Source organism: Nocardiopsis halotolerans DSM 44410 (assembly GCF_000341065.1).
Taxonomy (GTDB): Bacteria; Actinomycetota; Actinomycetes; order Streptosporangiales; family Streptosporangiaceae; genus Nocardiopsis; species Nocardiopsis halotolerans.
The window spans coordinates 18,362-36,564 of record NZ_ANAX01000158.1 but is presented as its reverse complement, the minus strand read 5'-3'; the positions used below and the strand labels follow the sequence as shown (position 1 = coordinate 36,564).

The 18,203-nt window shown below is 73.2% G+C and carries 17 protein-coding genes; 8 read left to right on the top strand and 9 right to left on the bottom strand.

The window, feature by feature from the left end:
• The 3 genes from D455_RS30140 to D455_RS0111825 form a co-directional block, all read left to right on the top strand.
• Positions 1–512, top strand: a 512-nt coding sequence (locus tag D455_RS30140; RefSeq protein ID WP_017570936.1) for a lysylphosphatidylglycerol synthase domain-containing protein, incomplete at its 5' end; no start/stop codon positions are given.
• A 330-nt stretch (positions 513–842) separates the two neighbouring features.
• The gene (locus D455_RS30135) at positions 843–1,448 is read left to right on the top strand and encodes an RNA polymerase sigma factor (RefSeq protein ID WP_017570935.1); all 606 of its coding nucleotides are present in this window, start codon (positions 843–845) and stop codon (positions 1,446–1,448) included.
• On the top strand, positions 1,445–2,611 hold the full coding sequence (locus tag D455_RS0111825; protein WP_017570934.1) for a CU044_5270 family protein: 1,167 nt from the start codon (positions 1,445–1,447) through the stop codon (positions 2,609–2,611). Before D455_RS30135 ends, D455_RS0111825 begins: the two co-directional genes overlap by 4 nt.
• 28 nt (positions 2,612–2,639) lie before the next feature.
• Here D455_RS0111825 and D455_RS0111820 read toward each other — a convergent pair whose 3' ends face one another.
• From D455_RS0111820 to D455_RS0111810, 3 genes are all read right to left on the bottom strand, one after another.
• Positions 2,640–3,758, bottom strand: coding sequence for a glycosyltransferase family 4 protein (locus D455_RS0111820; RefSeq protein WP_017570933.1), 1,119 nt, complete (start codon positions 3,756–3,758; stop codon positions 2,640–2,642).
• Positions 3,755–4,690: a glycosyltransferase family 2 protein gene (locus D455_RS0111815; protein WP_017570932.1), complete on the bottom strand. Its 936-nt coding sequence runs from the start codon at positions 4,688–4,690 to the stop codon at positions 3,755–3,757. The genes D455_RS0111820 and D455_RS0111815 overlap by 4 nt, the downstream gene beginning before the upstream one ends.
• 44 nt (positions 4,691–4,734) lie before the next feature.
• The gene (locus D455_RS0111810) at positions 4,735–6,783 is read right to left on the bottom strand and encodes a hypothetical protein (RefSeq protein ID WP_017570931.1); all 2,049 of its coding nucleotides are present in this window, start codon (positions 6,781–6,783) and stop codon (positions 4,735–4,737) included.
• Between the two features lie 85 nt (positions 6,784–6,868).
• On the opposite strand from D455_RS0111810, the gene D455_RS0111805 reads away from it, so the two are divergent.
• Positions 6,869–7,684 (top strand): TIGR03089 family protein, encoded by an 816-nt coding sequence (locus D455_RS0111805; protein WP_026122544.1) that lies wholly within the window; start codon positions 6,869–6,871, stop codon positions 7,682–7,684.
• Positions 7,685–8,618: 934 nt separating this feature from the next.
• Here D455_RS0111805 and D455_RS0111800 read toward each other — a convergent pair.
• Complete coding sequence (locus tag D455_RS0111800) at positions 8,619–9,830, bottom strand: amidohydrolase (RefSeq protein WP_017570929.1); 1,212 nt, start codon at positions 9,828–9,830, stop codon at positions 8,619–8,621.
• A 65-nt stretch (positions 9,831–9,895) separates the two neighbouring features.
• Positions 9,896–10,708 carry a helix-turn-helix domain-containing protein gene (locus D455_RS0111795; protein WP_017570928.1) on the bottom strand — a complete coding sequence of 271 codons (813 nt, stop codon included), beginning with the start codon at positions 10,706–10,708 and terminating at the stop codon, positions 9,896–9,898.
• A gap of 495 nt (positions 10,709–11,203) precedes the next feature.
• Between D455_RS0111795 and D455_RS0111790 the strand changes: the two genes are divergently transcribed.
• The gene (locus tag D455_RS0111790) at positions 11,204–11,881 is read left to right on the top strand and encodes a peptidylprolyl isomerase (protein WP_017570927.1); all 678 of its coding nucleotides are present in this window, start codon (positions 11,204–11,206) and stop codon (positions 11,879–11,881) included.
• 12 nt (positions 11,882–11,893) lie between these two features.
• Here the strand turns inward: D455_RS0111790 and D455_RS0111785 are convergent, their stop codons facing one another.
• Positions 11,894–13,072 (bottom strand): cysteine desulfurase family protein, encoded by a 1,179-nt coding sequence (locus D455_RS0111785; RefSeq protein WP_017570926.1) that lies wholly within the window; start codon positions 13,070–13,072, stop codon positions 11,894–11,896.
• A gap of 166 nt (positions 13,073–13,238) precedes the next feature.
• Here D455_RS0111785 and aroA point away from each other — a divergent pair, with 166 nt between their 5' ends.
• A complete protein-coding gene (aroA, locus tag D455_RS0111780) occupies positions 13,239–14,582 on the top strand; it encodes a 3-phosphoshikimate 1-carboxyvinyltransferase (protein ID WP_017570925.1) in 1,344 nt (447 codons plus the stop codon).
• Complete coding sequence (rsgA, locus tag D455_RS0111775) at positions 14,579–15,586, top strand: ribosome small subunit-dependent GTPase A (RefSeq protein WP_017570924.1); 1,008 nt, start codon at positions 14,579–14,581, stop codon at positions 15,584–15,586. The genes aroA and rsgA overlap by 4 nt, the downstream gene beginning before the upstream one ends.
• Positions 15,587–15,879: 293 nt before the next feature.
• On the opposite strand, the gene D455_RS0111770 is transcribed toward rsgA, so the two are convergent.
• Positions 15,880–16,236 carry a winged helix-turn-helix transcriptional regulator gene (locus D455_RS0111770; protein ID WP_017570923.1) on the bottom strand — a complete coding sequence of 119 codons (357 nt, stop codon included), beginning with the start codon at positions 16,234–16,236 and terminating at the stop codon, positions 15,880–15,882.
• Between the two features lie 95 nt (positions 16,237–16,331).
• Here D455_RS0111770 and D455_RS0111765 point away from each other — a divergent pair, with 95 nt between their 5' ends.
• Positions 16,332–17,222 (top strand): NAD(P)-dependent oxidoreductase, encoded by an 891-nt coding sequence (locus D455_RS0111765; RefSeq protein ID WP_017570922.1) that lies wholly within the window; start codon positions 16,332–16,334, stop codon positions 17,220–17,222.
• On the opposite strand, the gene D455_RS0111760 is transcribed toward D455_RS0111765, so the two are convergent.
• Both D455_RS0111760 and D455_RS0111755 read right to left on the bottom strand, forming a co-directional pair.
• Positions 17,219–17,509, bottom strand: a complete 291-nt coding sequence (locus tag D455_RS0111760; RefSeq protein WP_017570921.1) for a DUF2087 domain-containing protein — start codon at positions 17,507–17,509, stop codon at positions 17,219–17,221. The genes D455_RS0111765 and D455_RS0111760 overlap by 4 nt on opposite strands.
• Positions 17,510–17,525: 16 nt before the next feature.
• Positions 17,526–18,110 (bottom strand): TetR family transcriptional regulator, encoded by a 585-nt coding sequence (locus D455_RS0111755; RefSeq protein WP_026122543.1) that lies wholly within the window; start codon positions 18,108–18,110, stop codon positions 17,526–17,528.
• Positions 18,111–18,203 lie beyond the last annotated feature (93 nt).

Sequence of the window (18,203 nt, the reverse complement as noted above, 5' to 3'; positions counted from 1 at the left end):
CCCGCCGGTGGTGGTGGGCCCTGGCGCTGGCGCCGCTTCTGCTCGCCGCGCTGCACCCGCGCGTGGTCGGTTGGGGGATCCGTCTGGCGGCCCGTCCGTTCGCCCGGTTCCGTGGGGTCGCCGAGGCCGGGCCCCTGGACCTGCGCGGAGGGTCCATGGCCGCGGCCGTGGGGTGGACCCTGGCGGCGTGGGTGCCTCTCGGGGTGCACGTGTGGCTGTTGACCTGGGCGGTGGGCGGCGAGGCGCTGCGGTCGCTCGGCCCGGCGGTGGGCGGCTACGCGCTGGCGTGGACGCTGGGACTGCTGGTGGTGTTCGCCCCGGCGGGTCTGGGGGTGCGGGAGGCGGTGCTGGTCGTGGCGCTGTCACCGGTGGTGGACGCCGGGGCCGCGCTGGTGGTGGCGGTGCTGTCGCGGCTGGTGATGACGGCCGCGGACCTGGGTTGGGCGGGGTTGTCGGTGTTGCTGCCCGGGCGGGCCGCTCCGGAGTCCGCGGACGCGGAACCGCGCACCTGATCCTCTTCCGTCGGTGGGGGTGCCTGGGAGGGGGCTGTGGTCCTCGTTCCCGCCCAACGGGACATGTGGCCTCGTGGCGGTGCGTGCGCGGTCTCCGGCTCCGGACGACCACCGCCCTCCGGTTCCCCTCCGCGAGGCGCGCGACGACCATGGCAGGGCTCCTGTGGCCTCAGGTCCCGGGTTACCGCCGCCCTTTCCGCGCCAGTCCCGCGAGGTGTGTGACACCCGTCACGCGAATGGAGCCCGATCAACCGCGAACCCTTGCGGGGGGATCGGGCTAGTACGGGTGTGAGCCCACCTCCGACAGAACCCGAAGCGATTGGATCCCCCATGCCCCCTGCCGCTTCCCGGGCCGACGCACCCGGCGGCCCGGAATCCGACGCGGCCGTCATCCAGCGGTCGCTGGAGGAACCGACGCGCTTCGGCGAGGTCTTCCGCCGCCACGCGCCCGCCCTGCACCGCTACGTCGCCCGGCGGCTGGGCGGCCCGGACGCCGACGACGTGGTGGCCGAGACCTTCCACATCGCCTTCCGCAAGCGTCACCGCTACGACCCGTCCCGTCCCGACGCCCGACCCTGGCTGTGGCGGATCGCCGCCAATCTGGTGCGCCGCCACCACCGCACGGAGACGCGCCACTACCGGGCCCTCGCCCGGACCGGGGTGGACCCCGTCCTGGAGAGCTTCGCCGACCGCGCCGTCGAGCGCGTGGACGCCACGTCGCTGTCCGGGAGCCTGGCCTCCGCCCTGGCCCGGCTCTCCAGGGGCGACCGGGACGCCCTGCTGCTGGTCGCCTGGGGCGAGATGACCTACGAGGAGACCGCCCTGGTGCTCGGCGTCCCCGTGGGCACCGTGCGCTCACGGCTGCACCGAGCCCGCAAACGCGTGCGCGCCGCGCTCGCCACCACCGCAACGCCCGCGAAGGAGGACCACCGGTGAACGAGTTCGACCACCTGCGCCGCATGAGGGCGGACGTCCCCGAGTCCGGCCCCGAGGAACTGGCCATGCGCACGGGCTGGCGACCGGGTGACGAGCGCCCGACGCCCCGGTCCCGTCCGACCTCCCTGCTGCCCCTCGCCCTGTCCGGCTCGGCCGTGCTGGTGGCCGCCGCCGTGTTCGCCTTCCTGGTCCTGGGCCCGGTCGACCTCACGGAACCGGACACGGTCACGGTGGGTCCCGGCCCCGCCTCCTCGGAGGGGGCCGAAGACGCCGACGCGATGGAGGTCATGGGGCCCGTCATCGAGGCCGCGCGCGACCGGGAGGGAGCCGACGGACCCGTCTGGCACCAGCGTTACACCTGGGGAGCGGCCTGGGGTGTGGGCCCGGACGACGACAGGTACGGGGTGTACAGGGTCTACGAGGAGGAGCGGTGGATGAACCTGGAGAGGAACCTCTCCACCAACGAGATCACCTCGACGGACTGGTCCCTGGTCGACGAGGACGACCGGCCGGCGTGGGAGCGCGACGGCTCCCCCACGTTCTGGGCCCACGACCCCGAGACCGGGCGCCAGGAGATCCCCACCGCCGAGGAGGGTGACGGCCCCGCGGACGCCGGCGCCGTGGCGTACGGTTTCGGCTACGGCTCGCTGAGCCCCGAGGATCTCCAGGAGCTGCCCTCGGACCCCGAGGGCCTGCGGGAGGTCCTGTGGGGCGAGCGGCGGAGCAGCGCCGACCGGGAGTTCATGGAGGAGACGCTCGTGGAGGCCGGCTACCGCAGCGAGTCGGAACAGCGGTTCTCGCTCGTCAAGGGAACCCTGGCCCTTCCCCTCCCGCCCGAGGTCAGGGCGGGCGTGTACGAGGTCCTGGCGGACGTACCCGGTGTCCACGCCGCCGAGGGGGTGACGGAGGACCGGTCCGGACGACCGGCCGTGGGCATCGCCTTCGACCTCGGCGACACGGAGCGGGGCCGGTACGAGGAACGGGTCCTCTTCGACCCGGAGACGGGCCTACCGCTCTCCGTCGAACGGGTCGTGGTCGAGCCCCCGGCGTCGGAGGCCGACTGGAGCGAACCCGGTGACGTGGTGGAGTACCGCCTCTACGAGTCCATCGAGTGGACCGACGCGTGGCCCGACGTGGTCGAACACCCGTTGCCGGAGGACTGACGCCCCGCGGGGGCACCGCCGCTCNGGCTCACGCCTCCAGCAGCCGCCCGGTGTACGTCCGCCAGTACGGTGCGGCGTCCACCGGGCGGACCCCCGCGCGCAGCCGCTCGGGTTGCCCCGGCGCGTAGAACTCCCCCAGCGCACGGGCCAGGTCGGCGGCGTCACCGGGCGCGCACAGCAGGCCGTCGATCCCCTCGCGCACGTGGTCGGGGAGGGTTCCGGCGCGGGTGGCCACCACCGGCAGTCCGTGTTCGTGCGCGAGCCACACGTTCTGGGTGGCGGTGGCGGTCCGGTAGGGCAGCACCACGGCGTCGGCCGACGCGAACAGTTCCGGCAGCTCCCCGGCGGGCACGTATCCGTCCCGCAGGCGGACCCGGTCGGCGATCCCCAGGTCGGCGGCCCGCCCCTCCAGTTCCGCGGTCCCGCTCCAGAACTCCCCGGCCACGGTGAGCGACACGTCGTCGGGGGCGCCGTCGGCCAGGGCCTCCAGCAGCAGGTCGACCCCCTTGTAGGGGCGGACGATGCCCAGGAACAGCAGGTGCCGCCGCTCTCCCGGCGGCGGGGTGAGGGCGCCGCCGGTGTCGGGCAGGTGCGGGGGCATCTCGGCGACCACCGGCCGCTCCCGTCCCGGGCCCCTCAGGCCCTCGGCGAGGCTCGCCTGCTCAGGCGAGTGGACGACCACGCCGTCCACCCGGCGCAGCAGGGCGCGTACGAGGGACACGTCCACGGCCCGGCGTTCGTGGGGCAGCACGTTGTGGCACAGCGCCACCACCCGGGCGCCCCCGGACCCCCTGACGGAGCGCACCCCGGCCAGGATACCCAGGTAGGCGGGCACCTGTACCGGTGAGAACAGGGTGAGCACGACCAGGTCGGCGTCGCGGGCCAGACGCCGCCCGGTCCGCCACCACCCGTCCGGCCGGTACCAGGCCAGCTCGTGGCGGGTGCCGGGGTAGGGCTCTCCCTCGGGGGCGTCGATGGTCTGCTGGCCCGGGTAGAGGGCGGCCGGGTACTGGGCCCGCCACGACTCCACGGTCGTGGGGTGGCCGAGTGCGCGCAGCCGGTGGGCCAGTTCGGTGGTGTGGCGGGCGCCGCCGCCCTTGTACGGGTGGGCGGGCCCCACCAGGGCGACACGGGCCGCCGGGCTCACGCGCCCTCCCGGGATCGGACGATGAGGTCGGCCAGCAGGGCGATCGCCGCGATGATGAGCCCGGTCATGAGGATCATGACGGTGTTGTTGGGGATGTACAGCGGGTTGCGCACCTGGTCGAAGACGAACTTGGCGGCGCCCAGGCCGATCAGCACCAGGGAGGGCGGCATCAGCACCTTGAGCGGGTTGAAGTACATCACCATGCGCAGCACCTGGAGGACGTACCGGTAGGCGTCGCTGAGGAAGTGGAACTTGGACCTGCCCGCCCGCTTGGCGTACTCGATCGGCACGTACCGGACGAAGTGCTGGTTGGACAGGAAGGCCAGTGTGATGGTGGTGACGCAGGAGAACCCGGGCGNCACCAGCCGCAGGTAGGGGCGGGCGACGTCGCGGCGGAACACGCGCAGTCCCGAGTTGAGGTCGGGGATGTGGGTGTTGGTCAGCCGTTCGGCGATCTTGCGGATGACCCACTTGGCGGGCACCCGCAGGGCCTTGTGGCTGCCCATCTCCTGCGTGCGCGCGCCCACGATCTGGTCGGTCCCCGGGTCGTCGTCGAGCATGGCCACCAGCTCGGGGATGCGCTCGTTGGGGTAGCTCATGTCGGCGTCGGTCCACACGACGAACTCGCCGCGCGCCCGCTGGCTGCCGATCCTGCGGACGGTGCCCGAGCCGCCGTTGTGCCCGAACGCGATGACGCGCATGTGCGGGTAGACGGTCTCCACGTCGCGCAGCCGGGCCAGGGTGCCGTCGGTGGAGGCGTCGTCCACGGCCAGCAGCTCGTAGCCGTACCCGGACCCGTCCATGGCGGCGCAGATCCGTTTGACCTCGTCGACGACGTGGTCCTCCTCGTTGTAGCAGGGCAGCACGATGGTGACGCGGACCGGCGGGTCCTCGTCGTGCTGGGCGGGGGCGTCGTCGTGTCTGTCGCTCATGGGGTCTTCTCAGCGGGATGCGGTGCGTACGGGAGGGGGCGTCCTCACGCCGGAGCGGGGAGGACGGACACCCACACGTTTCCGACGAAGGCCCAGGAACCGGTGGGCGGCTCCACGAGGGTACTCGGGTCCATCCGGGCGACGACCCGGAAGGGGTGTGACGGCTCCACCTCGTGGTCGGTCAGCTGGTTGAGGACCTCCCAGGAGGAGGCGGTCAGGACGGCGTCGCGACCCCGTTCGTGGATCTCGGAGACGACGCGGTCCACGTCCTCCTGGTTCGGCTCGTCCATGGAGGCGGTGGGCACACCGCAGACGTTGCGTATCAGCGGCATGTAGTTCCCGGCCATGTCGGGATCGACCACGATCACCGAGGACCTCTCCGGTAGTGCCGCGCAGAGCCGGTGCGTGGCGTCGACGGTGCCGATGTCCTGCCGGTACCCCATGACGCCCGTGGCCGTGCTGGCCGTGGTGACGAGCAGGGACGCCCCGGTGGCGGCGGCGACCACGACCGGGAGCGCGCGGACCAGCACGGTGTTCCGTCCGGGGTCGGCGGCGACGGCGCAGTAGCGGGTGAGCCAGGCCAGGAACCAGACGGCGAACAGGATGAACGCCGGGATGACCAGGGCGATCAGTCTCCTGCTGGCCCAGGGGTGGTCGGGGGTGATGGCGGGGCGCAGCAGGGTGGTGCCGACCGTCCACACCAGCAGCATGGCGGGCAGCAGCCACTGGGGATCGCGCCGCTGGAAGAGGCGGCGCAGCACGAGGGCGACGCCGAGCGACGCGAACAGGACGGTGGACAGGCCCACGTACCAGCCCACCCAGTACAGGCTCATGTCGTAGTAGGTGCGGCTGCCCTCGATGGGCAGGCCCTCGCGCCCCTGGACGTAGGCGACCCAGTTGTTGGTGAAGTCGCTGCCGTGTCCGTAGTCCGGCCACAGCAGGGGCCGGACGGCGAACAGCACCATGACGAGCAGGGCGAGCGCGGCGACCGCGTTGGGGAGCCAGCGGACGCGTTCCACGTGCGGGATCCCGCGGCGCCACAGGGCGGCGGTGGCCGCGACCGTGATGACGATGACGGCCGCGCTGATCAGCAGCAGGGGGTCCAGGGAGTCGGACAGGTACTCCAGGTAGGGCCGGGACAGCCCGTATCCGGCGTGGAGGCCGAGGCCGACGCCCACGGCCAGGCCGCCCAGCAGCGGCGGGGCCTGCCCCCGTCGTGCGACCAGCAGCAGTCCCACGAACCCGACCACGGGGAGCAGGTCGCGGATCGCGTCGATGCGCACCACCAGCGCCAGGCCGAGGGCCAGGCCCGCGACGGCGGCCAGGGTGTGGGCGGAGGACCACCGGTCGGTGAGCCGGGTGCGCCGCGCGAGGGCGTCGTAGGCCAGGACCAGTCCGCCGAGCAGCAGGATCTGTGTGACGGGCTCGCTGTAGGTGAAGCGGCTGACCCACTGCTGGGGCAGGCACACGGCCAGGACGAGGGCGGCGAGGGGGGCCCAGCGGATCCCCACCAGGCGTGCGGTGAGCCCGGCGAGGGTGAGCACGCCCAGCGCGCCCAGGACCGGGGTGGTGACGAGCATCCCGTCGAGGCCGCCCAGCCAGTAGCCGATGGAGGTCACCAGCGGCGCGCCGGCCATGAACTGCGGCCAGATGACGTCGCCGCGCTGGCGGTGGGCCAGGCTCTCGTAGCTGAGCGAGGGGTCGTCCCCCGCGATGAGCTCCCGCTGCTGGGGGATGGGGAGGTGCCCGTTCTCCGCGATCCACACCGTGTACATCGCGTAGGAGGCCGGGTCCCGGCGGATGACCAGGGCCTCGGCGTGGTAGAGGACCTGCACGACGGCGAAGGCGACCACGATCAGCAGGACGAGGACGACCGGCCACCAGGGCGCGTCCCCCTCCTCCTGCGGTTCGGGGATGAGCCGGGGCACCAGCGCGCAGGCCGCGACCACGGCGGGCGTTCCGAGGATGGCCGCCGTGAGGGGGGAGAGGGCGCCGAGGGCCAGGAGGGGGAAGGTCACCAGGAGCCAGGCCGAGACGGCGATGGCGGGGAGCGCGGTGACACGGGCGAAGAACCGTCCGGGAAGCAGGCGCATGGGGTAACTCTGGCACCTTCCGGGATCCAACGCACACCGTGGTGTACCCGCGCGGACCTCCTCGGAAGGTCCTAGAGTGGCGGTCATGTCCGAAACTCCCGCGCAGCTGTGGCGCGCCCTGGTCTCAGCCGATCCGTCCCGACCGTTCGTGACCTCCTACGACGCCTCGGGCGGTCGGGTGGAGCTGTCCCGCGCCACCTTCGACAACTGGGTGTCCAAGACGGCGAACATGCTGGTGGACGGTCTCGGCACGCAGCCGGACGACCGGGTCGTGATCGCCCTGCCGGTGCACTGGCAGTCACTGGTGTGGCTGGTCTCGTGCTGGTCGGTGGGGGCCGTACCGGAGTTCGTCCCGGCGGACGCGGACATGCCCGGCGACGCGCAGGTCGCGGTGGCCGACGCCGACCGCCTGGAGGCCTCCCTCGACAGCGGCGCGGAGGAGGTGGTGGGCACCTCCCTGCACCCGCTCGGCCTGCCGCTGGCCGAGGTGCCGCCCATGGTGCTCGACTACTCGGTGGAGGTACGCGGGTACGGTGACCACTTCTCGCCGTACCCGATCGACCCCGGGGCGCCCGCGCTGCGCGGCCCGGACGTCCGGACGGGCGCGGACCTGACCGCCGGTGCCCGCGGCTGGGCGGAGCGGTGGTCACTGACCGCCGAGGACCGCGTGGGGCTGTTCGCGGAGCCCGACGCCCCGATGCCCCTGCTCGGCGGGGGCGCCGAACTGCTGCTGGCCCCGGTCGCCGCGGGGTGCCCGCTCGTGCTGACGCCCCTGGTGGCGGCCGGGCCGGAGGAGGCGCTGCGGAGGGCCGACATGGAGAAGGTCACCGTGGCGGTCCGCGGTGTCGGCGGCCCGGCGCTTCCGGACGGGAGCGCGCTCCGGTCGGTGGAGCTGTCCTAGGGCACCCAGGGCGGGTGGCCACGCCTGGGGCCGGGCGCGGCCACGCCACACGGCGTTCGGAGTACCCGCCCACCGTTCCTCAACGGTGTCCGGGGGTGACGTCTGATGCCGCGTCCCGGTACCGCGCGCGTCCCGAACGGTGCTGGACGCACTGGTCGCCCGCGTTCTCGTTCTCCCCGTCCGGCGGCGTGCACCGTGTGCGCGGTCCGTGACGGGGCGGCGGGTTCCCTCACGCCCCCGGAGAGCACCCGGCCCGGGCGATCCGACGCCCGCACCACCACTCCGGTGGTGCGGGGCGGTGCCGTCCGTCGCCGAACCGAACGCCCCCGGGCGCGCCTACCGGCGTGTCGGGAAGTCCGACGTGTGTTGCTGGTGAGTGGTTTCCGCCGATGCCGCACGCCCCACCGGGAGGTGCGGGCCGCGTCCACGGCGATGATCGCGACCGCAGGGCGCGGGCCATCGAGGTCGACCGGACCCGCGGCCGGGCGGAGGGCATACCACCGATCAACTGCCGGAACCGCTTGCGGGCGGCCCAGGTGTCCCTGTCGTGGTCGGTGCCGTCCGCGCAGCGGGCGGCCAGGTCCTTGGAGGCGAGCGATCCCGGGTGCGCGCCCACGGTCCGGAGGACCGTCTGGCCCTGGGTGGTGAGGCCGGTGAGCCGGTCACGGACGCTGACCCCGGTGGGCGCGGGGTCAGGTGGGGAGCCTGGACCGGCCCCCACCCCCGCCCACGCGCGTGCTGTGACTGCGCCGAACACGGCGGTAGACAGGGGTGGGGCGTGTTCGGAGGATCAGCGAACCTCCCACACGCGGTTGCTTCGACCGGCCACCCGGGGATCGGCAGCGCACACCACGCACCCACCACCCCGGTAGGCGGCGCTGAGGGTCACTCCTGTGTGCTCGTGTGCGCCTGCGTCACCTCCCACACCAACAGTTCACGCCCCCTCCCGGTAGTAGGCGTCGAGCACGGTGCGCTCGCGGGTCTCCTCGTCGTAGGTGTAGACCTCGCGGCCCTCGACGAACACCCGCAGGGCACGGCTCATCACGTCCAGCGGATCACCCGACCACACGACCACGTCCGCGTCCAGACCGGGCTTGAGGGAGCCGACGCGGTCGGAGAGGCCCATGATCTCGGCGGGGTTGACCGTGAGCGCGCGGATCGCGGACCGGGGGTCCATGCCCTCCTTCACGCACAGCGTGGCCTGGTGGACGAGGAACTCGATCGGCACGACCGGGTGGTCGGTGGTCAGCGCGACCTTGACGCCCGCCCGGTCGAGGATGCCGGGGTTGGCGAGGGTCTTGTTGTTGACCTCCACCTTGGAGCGGCTGGTCATGAGCGGGCCGGTGATGACGGGGATGCCGCGCTCGGCGATCTCGTCGGCCAGCAGGTGGCCCTCGGTGCAGTGGTTGATGATCAGCCGGTAGCCGAACTCGTCCGCCAGGCGCATCGCGGTGTGGATGTCGTCGGCGCGGTGCGTGTGCTGGCACCACGGGAGCTCGCCGTCCAGGACCCGGACCAGCACCTCCAGGGTGTTGTCCCGCTCGAAGGGGGTGCCCTCGGACGCCGCGTGGTCGCGCTTGGCCCTGTAGTCCTGGGCCTTGGTGAAGGCGTCGCGGATGACGGCGGCCACGCCCTGGCGGGTGGAGGGGAGCTTGTCCTTGTTGCCGTAGACCCGCTTGGGGTTCTCTCCCAGGGCACTCTTGACGCTGGTGGGCTGCCTGACCAGCCGGTCCTCCATGCTGCGGCCCCAGCACTTGATCGCCACGGTCTGGCCGCCGATGGGGTTGCCGGAGCCGGGCTTGACGACCGAACTGGTGACGCCTCCGGACAGGGCGTCGACGAAACCGCGGTCAGCGGGGTTGATGGCGTCCAGCGCGCGCATGCGGGCGCCGTTGGGGTCGGTCATCTCGTTGGTGTCGTCACCGGCCCAACCGATGCCCTCCTCGTCGATGCCGATGTGGCCGTGGGCCTCCACGAAGCCGGGGAGTACCCACTTGCCGGAGGCGTCGACGACGGTGGCGCCCTCGGGGACCGTGACGTCGGTGCCGACGGCGGTGATCCGGCCGTCGGAGATGAGGACCGTGCCGCCGTCGATGGGGTCACCGTCGACGGGAACGACGTATCCGGATGTGATCGCGATATCCATGGCGGGCAACCTAGCCCATACCGGTGCGTACGCCCAAGCCCCCGTGAAAAGGTCGGGGCCCGGTCCTAGCCCTCGGGCCAGCGGGCGGTCAGCAGCTCCGAACGCGGGGTGAGTTCCACGGTCGCCTCCTCGATGGCGTCGCGCACCATGGCGCAGCGGCCCACCTGCTCGGAGTCGGCGGTCAGGTCGCCGCCCTCGGCCGCGAACGCGTAGACCATGCTGGGGCGGTCGGCGAACCCCATCATCCGGAAGGCGCCGCCCAGACCGGGGTGGTTCGGGGTCCGCTCGGGGATCACGCCCATGGTGACGATGCCCGCCTCGATCAGGTCGGCGAGGAAGTCGCGCTGAGCGTTGAGAACGGCCGCGCCGCCCTGCGGGCGCTGGAGGGCGGACTCGTTGAGGACCACACGCAGCACGGGCCCGTCCGGCCCGGTCATCGCCGCCCGGTGGGCCATCTCCTCCTCCACCAGCTCCTCGACCGTGTCCGGGGACAGGTCAGGGTGGCGGGGGCGCAGGACCGCGCGCGAGTACTCGCGGGTGCGCAGGAACACGGGGACCGCCATGGGCTGGTGCTCCCACAGGTGTGTGGCGTGGACGCCCAGCTCGCGCTGGTCGCCGAACTCGTTGGGGAAGGCCTCGGCCTGGAGGGTGATCGCCCAGGCGTCGACGAGCTGGTGCTCGGTCCCCAGGGCGGTGTCCACCCGCTCGACCAGGGAGCGGGCCGGTCGGCAGTGGGCGCTTTCCACCTCGCGGAGCTTGTCGTCGGTCACTCCCACGGTCGCGGCGAGTTCGGCGCGGGAGAGTCCCCTGTCGGAGCGCGCACGCAGGACCCTCGCGGCGAAGGGGAGCCACATCGCGGACGGCAGTGTGGTGTTCACTCCTATGTCCTCCTCCGTCGCCTTGCGAGCCCGTTCCGGCCCGCCCCGAACGGGCGCTCCGTNNNNTTGCGGAGCCTCTCCCGTGGCGGGTCCACGGGTCAAGCGCCCGGACGGGCACGGCGATCCTTGACCGCTCCTCTCCCCGAAGGAAGGAGTTCGCTGACCCGGGGCCGCACGGGGGCAAGCGGCCCTCCGGGGAAGCGTGCGTTCGGCACCGTCCGGGCCGGGCGGGCGTCACACGCGCGGTTCCCGCGACCCGGCGCCGCGTGGGACCGCTGGCCATGGCCAGCAGCGTAGCGGTGTACGCCCGGCCGTGAGTACCGAATCCGCGAGCGCGCGCCGTCGATCGTGTCCCCCGGCCCACCGCGCCGTGGCCACCCCGTGGCCGTCTCGTGGTCGCTCCGTGACGGAAAGCGACCCGCCTCTGGTGGCACCCGTACCGGCCGAGTAACCTGTGTGCCGCCCAGCCGCGTTCCTCTCCCGGAAGTGAAGCCGATGAAGCGTCCAACCCTGCCGGCGACGGTCCTCCTGGCCTGCACCGCCCTGCTCGCCACCTCCGCCTGCGCGAACAGCGCCGCCGCCCCGTCCGACGGCGGTTCGGGCGGCGCCTCCGGCTCGGCCGGCCCGGAGCAGACGGGTGGCCCCGCGGACGTGGACGTCACCGGCGTCGAGGGCGCCACGCTGCACACCAGCGAGGGCGACATCGAGCTGGAACTGTTCCCGGAGGACGCGCCCCTCACGGTGGCCAACTTCGTGGGTCTCGCCGAGGGCGAGGGCGTGCCCAACCCCGCGACGGGCGAGGCCGAGTTCTACGACGGCACGGTGTTCCACCGGGTGATCGACGGGTTCATGATCCAGGGCGGCGACCCGCAGGGCACCGGCCAGGGCGGCCCCGGCTACACCTTCGAGGACGAGTTCGGCTCGGACCGGGAGTTCTCCGACGCGGGGGTGCTGGCCATGGCCAACCGGGGCCCGGACACCAACGGCTCCCAGTTCTTCATCACCGTCGCGCCCACCCCGCACCTGAACGACAAGCACACGATCTTCGGACACGTCGCGGACGAGGAGTCCATGGACGTGGTGAACACCATCGTCCAGGCGGAGACCGACATGAACGACCGCCCCGTGCAGGACGTGGTCATCGAGTCCGTCACGGTGCACCGCGCCGGGTAGGGCCGGACCCCCTCACCAGCGGCGTTTGGCGCGTGCGGCCCTGGCCCGCTCCACGGCGGGGCCGATCGCCTCCGCCAGTGCCGCGACGTCCTCCCGGGTGGAGGTACGGCCCAGGGAGAGGCGCAGGCTGCTCAGCGCGTCCTCGGGGTCGGCCCCCATCTCCAGCAGCACGTGGCTCGGCTGTGCCACACCGGCGGAACAGGCGGAACCGGTCGAGCAGGAGATCCCCCTCGCGTCCAGCAGCATCAGCAGCGCGTCCCCCTCACAGCCGGGGAAGGACATGTGCGAGATCCCCGGCAGCCTGTGCTCCGGGGCGCCGTTGACGACGACGTCGGGGACCGCGGCGCGGACCCGCTCCTCCAGCTCGTCCCGCAGGGCGGTCAGGTGCTTGGCGTGCTCCTCGCGTTCGGCGACCGCCAGGTGGACGGCCGTGGCCAACCCGCGCAGCAGCGGCGACGCCAGGGTTCCCGAACGGATGTCGCGCTCCTGGCCCCCGCCGTGCAGGACCGGGACCGGGGTCAGGCCGCGCGCGACCAGCAGTGCGCCCGCGCCCACCGGGCCGCCGAGCTTGTGACCGCTGACCGTCAGCGCGCCCGCCCCGCTGGCGGCGAAGTCGACCGGTTCCACGCCCACGGCCTGCACGGCGTCGGTGTGGAAGGGAATGCCGTACTCGGCGGCGACGGCGGCCAGCTCCTCGGTCGGCTGTACCGTGCCCACCTCGTTGTTGGCCCACATGACCGACACGAGCGCGACCGTCCCGGGGCCGGAGCCGCCCTCGATCGCCTCCCGCAGGGCCTCGGGGGTCACCCGACCCAGCGCGTCCACGGGGACCTTCTCGTGCACCGCGCCCTGGTGCTCGGCCATCCAGTGCGCGGGGTCGAGGGCGGCGTGGTGCTCGACGGCGCTGGTGAGGATCCTGGACCTGCGTGCGTCCGCGGCGTTGCGCGCCCAGTACAGGCCCTTGATCGCGATGTTGTTCGCCTCGGTCCCGCCTCCGGTGAAGACCACCTCGTGCGGGGTCGAGCCGAGCGCCACGGCGAGGCGTTCACGCGCCTCCTCGACCGTGCGTCGGGCGGCACGCCCGTGGCCGTGCAGGGAGGACGGATTACCGAGGGCGCCGAGCTCGGCCGTGACGTCGGCGACCACCTCGGGGCGGACCTCGGTCGTGGCAGCGTGATCCAGATACACCATGGCCCCACCAGGATACGCCGGCCCGGGTCCGGACGATCGCACCGGACCGGGCCCTCGGGGTTTCCGGGGCGGACGGTTCCGGGGGTCCGGGCGGCCCGCGGGCGGAGTCGTCCACAGGCAGGCGGTCGTCCACCTCCGCCCGCCCCGATCCCGATAACCTTGTGTCATGCCTGACTCCGCGTCCTCGCAGCCCGCCCAGACCACCGACACCACCCGGCCCACCCCGTCCGCGGGGGTCTCCGGCGAGCACTGGCGGGCGCCCACGGCCGAGCGCCCGGTGCGGGCCCGGCTGGCCCTGCCTGGATCCAAGTCGATGACCAACCGCGCGCTGATCCTGGCCGCGCTGTCGGAGACGCCGTGCCTGGTGCGGCACCCGCTGGTCAGCCGGGACAGCGAGCTGATGGCGGCGGCGCTGCGGACGCTGGGCGTCGGGGTCGCCCCGGCCGGGGACGACGGGCGGGACCTGGCGGTCGCCCCCGCGCCGCTGCGCGGCCCGGCCTCGGTCGACGTCGGCAACGCGGGCACGGTGATGCGGTTCGTGCCGCCCCTGGCGGCCCTGGCCTCGGGCACCGTCGACTTCGACGGCGACCCGCGCGCCCGTGAACGGCCCGTGGGCGAACTCCTGGACGCCCTGCGTGCCCTGGGCGCCGACATCGACGACGGAGGCCGCGGGGCCCTGCCCATGACCGTGCGCGGCACCGGTGCCGTACGCGGGGGCGAGGTGACGTTGGACGCGTCCGGTTCCTCCCAGTTCGTCTCGGCCCTGCTCCTCAGCGGCGCCCGCTTCACCGAGGGCGTGCACGTGCGCCACTCCGGCCCGCCCGTGCCCTCCCAACCACACCTGGACATGACCGTGGAGATGCTGCGCACGGCCGGGGTCACCGTGCACACCGCCGAGAACTCCTGGAGGGTCGAACCGGGCCCGATCAAGGTCTCCGACGTCACCGTGGAGCCCGACCTGTCCAACGCCGCGCCCTTCCTCGCCGCCGCGCTGGTCAGCGGGGGCGAGGTGACCGTCGAGGGCTGGCCCGAGCACACCACCCAGCCCGGTGACGAGCTGCGCTCGCTGTTCGCCCGCATGGGCGGTGAGGTCTCCCGTTCGTCCGAGGGGCTCACCCTGCGCGGCACGGGCCGGGTCCTCGGCATCGACGCCGACCTGCGCGACGTGGGCGAGCTCACTCCCACCATCGCCGCCGTGGCCGCGCTCGCCTCCACCCCCTCGCGACTGACCGGCATCGCGCACCTGCGCCGCCACGAGACCGATCGCATCGCCGCGCTCGCCGCCGAGATCAACCGCCTGGGCGGTGACGCACGGGAACTTCCCGACGGGCTGGTCATCGACCCGCGGCCGATGCACGGCGGAGTGTTCCACTCCTACGACGACCACCGGATGGCCACCTCCGGAGCGGTGATCGGGCTCGCGGTACCCGGAGTGGAGGTGGAGAACATCGCCACCACACGCAAGACCCTGCCCGACTTCCCCGGCCTGTGGGCGGAGGCACTGGCATGAGCCGGACGCGGGGCGGGGGGCGCCACCTGGACGAGGACGACATCCGCGTGCGCGCCCGGGGCGGTTCCCGGCCCCGCACCCGCAAACGGCCCAAACACGAGAACGCCGTGGAGGGCCTGGTCACCGCCGTGGACCGGGGCCGGTACCGCTGTCTGGTGAACGGGGTGCCCGTCGTCGCGATGAAGGCCCGTGAGCTCGGCCGCGGATCGATCGTCGTCGGCGACCGCGTCGACGTGGTCGGCGACCTGTCCGGCAGACCCGACACCCTGGCCCGGGTGGTGCGGGTCAGGGAACGCGAGTCCGTGCTCAGGCGCACGGCCGACGACACCGACCCGGTCGAGCGGGTGATCGTGGCCAACGCCGACCAGCTGGCGATCGTCTGCGCCCTGGCCGACCCCGCGCCGCAGCCGCGCTTCGTGGACCGCTGCCTGGTCGCCGCCTACGACGCCGGGCTCGACCCCCTCCTGTGCCTGACCAAGGCCGACCTGGCCAGCCCGGACGAACTCCTGCGGGTGTACGCGCCCCTGGGCGTGCCCTACGAGGTGCTCAGCCCCGAGGGCGGCCTCGACGGCCTGCGCTCCCGCCTGGTCGACCGCACCACCGTGTTCGTCGGCTCCTCGGGCGTGGGCAAGTCCACCCTGGTCAACCGGCTCGTTCCGGGCACCGAACGGGCCGTGGGCCACGTCAACGCCGTCACCGGGCGCGGTCGCCACACCTCCACGTCCGCCGCCGCGCTGCCCTTCGAGGACGGCTGGCTGATCGACACCCCGGGCGTGCGCAGTTTCGGTCTGGCCCACGTCGACCCGGAGGACATCGTCGAGGGGTTCCCCGACCTGGCCGAGACCGCCGAGGAATGCCCGCCGGGATGCCCCCACCAGACCGACTCCCCGGACTGCGCGATCCAGGCCGCGCTGGAGCGGGGGGAACTGGACCCCGACCGGGTGGCCTCACTGCGCCGTCTGCTCACCAGCCGCGAGGGGGACACCGACGAGACCGAGTCCTGACCGGCACCACCCCCTCCCTTCCGGAGGCATCCCCCATGAAGGACAACGGCAGACGTGTGACCGCGGTGACCAGCGCGGGAGGCGTCACCGGGCTTCTCGTGACGTCGGCGGCGCTTCTGGACATAGGGAGAGAGCGCGGCGGACCGGACCTGCCGGTCCTCTCCCACGTGCTCCTCGGGCTCGCCGCCGTCGCGCTCGCGTGGCAGGTGGTCCTCTTCGTACGGCTTCTCAGGCGTCAGGACGCCCCGGGCGGACACTCCGTCGACCGGGGCGGACAACCCAGCCGCCGGGTGTCAGCTCCGGTGGGCGGTCACCGGCTCGTCGGCGCCCAGGACGTGCGTGCGGCCCCAGGAGCCGAGCGGGGCCAGGGCCTCGTTCAGGGACTCCCCCACCGGGGTGAGCGAGTACTCGACCCGGGGCGGCACCTCGCCGAAGTCCCTCCGGCGCACGATCCCGTCCTCCTCCAGTTCGCGCAGGTGGGAGGCCAGGACCTTCTCGGTGACACCGTCGAGCGTCCGGCGCAGCTCACCGAAGCGGCGCGGCCGCTCCTCCAGCGCCCACAGGATCAGCACCTTCCACCTGCCGCCGATCACGTCCATCGCCGCGTCGATACCGCAGTGGTACGCGCCGGGCCTCCTCGTGGTACCCATCTCCGCCCCTCCCACCAGCACACTTACCGTGAAGTACGCACCCACTCGAAAGTGCGTACTTGTCCGTGCCGCGACGTGCGACGAGCCTAGTCCACATGAACCGAAACGCCACCGGAAAGCCCCGCGTCACCCTGCTCGGCCTCGGCGACATGGGCACCGCTCTCGCCCGCGCCTGGCTCTCCGCCGGGTACCCCCTGACCGTCTGGAACCGCACGCCGTCCCGCGCCGAACGACTGGCCGGGGAGGGCGCCGACGTCGCCGCGAGCGCGGCGGAGGCGGTCGCCGCCAGCCGCCTGGTGGTGGCCTGCCTGCTCGACGACGGCTCCGTCGGCTCGGCCCTGGCGGACGCCGACCTGAGGGGCAGGGACCTGTTCAACGTCACCACCGGCACCCCCGGGGAGGCCCGGGCCCGGGCGGAGTGGGCGCGCGGGCTCGGCGCGCGCTTCGTCAGCGGCGGCATCATGGCGGTCCCGCCCATGGTCGGCGACCCGGACTCGGGCGGCTACGTGTTCTACAGCGGTTCCCGTGAGGCCTTCGAGGAGCACGAGGAGGCCCTGTCCGCCGCGACCGGCGCCGTGTTCGTCGGCGCGGACGCCGGGTTGGCCGATCTGCACGACGTGGCCCTGCTCAGCGCGATGAACGGCATGTTCTCCGGGATCGCGCACGCCTTCGCGCTGGTCCGGAACGAGGAGGTGTCCCTGGGGGAGTTCGCGCCCCTGCTCTCCGGCTGGCTCACCGCGATGGCCGGTGCCGTCCACACCGGTGCCGAGCGGCTGGAGAGCGGCGACCACACCACCGGCGTCGTCTCCAATCTCGCCATGCAGGTGCGGGGCGCCCGGACCATGCTGCGCACCGCCGAGGAGCAGGGGGTGAGCACCGAACTCCTGGAGCCGTACGCGGACCTGATGGAGCGCCGTGTCGCCCAGGGACACGGCGACGAGGACAACGCGGGGCTGGTCGAACTGCTCACCGCGTCACGTCCCTAGACGTCCACCGTGCCGCCGCACCGCCAGTACCGGGTACGGTCGCACTCCATGAAACCCTCGTCGACCAGGCCCCGGCGGAGCACCGACACGTCCGCGCTGAACCCGCGCAGGACCGTGTTGACCTCGGCCTCGCTGTAGCGGACCCCCGGTTCGAAGGCGCGGGCCACCTGGTCGAGCAGGACCAGCCGGGCGGGGCGGCGCACCGGGATCGCGGTGATCCGCCCGTCCGGCATGTAGGCGCGCAGTACTTCCAGGCGCTCGCGCTCCGTCAGCGGTCCCTCCAGCAACGCCCGCCACCCCTCCTCAGCGGCCGACCATCAGTATCCCGTGCACGACCGTCTCGACCCTGCGCGCGGCCTCGTCGGGGTCGATCGGCTGCAACGAGTACGACACCGTCAGGCGCAGGGCGACGTCGGCGGCGGCCTCGACCTCCGAGGCGGCCATCTCCGGACAGCGCTCCGACAGGAGGGCGGTGATCCGTTCGCCCAGGACGTCCAGCAGGGGCTCCGAGCGTGTCGTGAGCACCGGCAGGAGTTCGTGGTCCCCGGTCACCACCGCGTGCAGCAGCGGGTTGTCGCGTGCGGACAACAGCACCAGGCGGGTCGCCCGGCTCACCGCGTGCGGCGGGTCCTCGCCCTCCTCGTCCAGGAGCCGCACCACCCTGTCGAGCAGCGCGTTGACCTCGCGCACCACCACGGCCTGGAGCAGGCCCTCCTTGCTGCCGAACACGTTGTACAGGGTCTGGCGCGACACCCGTGCGACCGACGCGATGTCCACCATGCGCCGGTCCGCCCAGTCTCCGGAGACGACCTCGGCGTAGGCGGCGTCCATCAACCGCTCCCGTACCGGGATGCCCTCGGCACTCCTGTGTCCGTTCACGGTGTCCATGTCCACCATCCTCGCACCCACCACCGTGAACGGCATCCCCTCGACCGTTCCCGCCCCTCCGCGTACGCCCCGGCCACGGACGGCCGCCCCGCC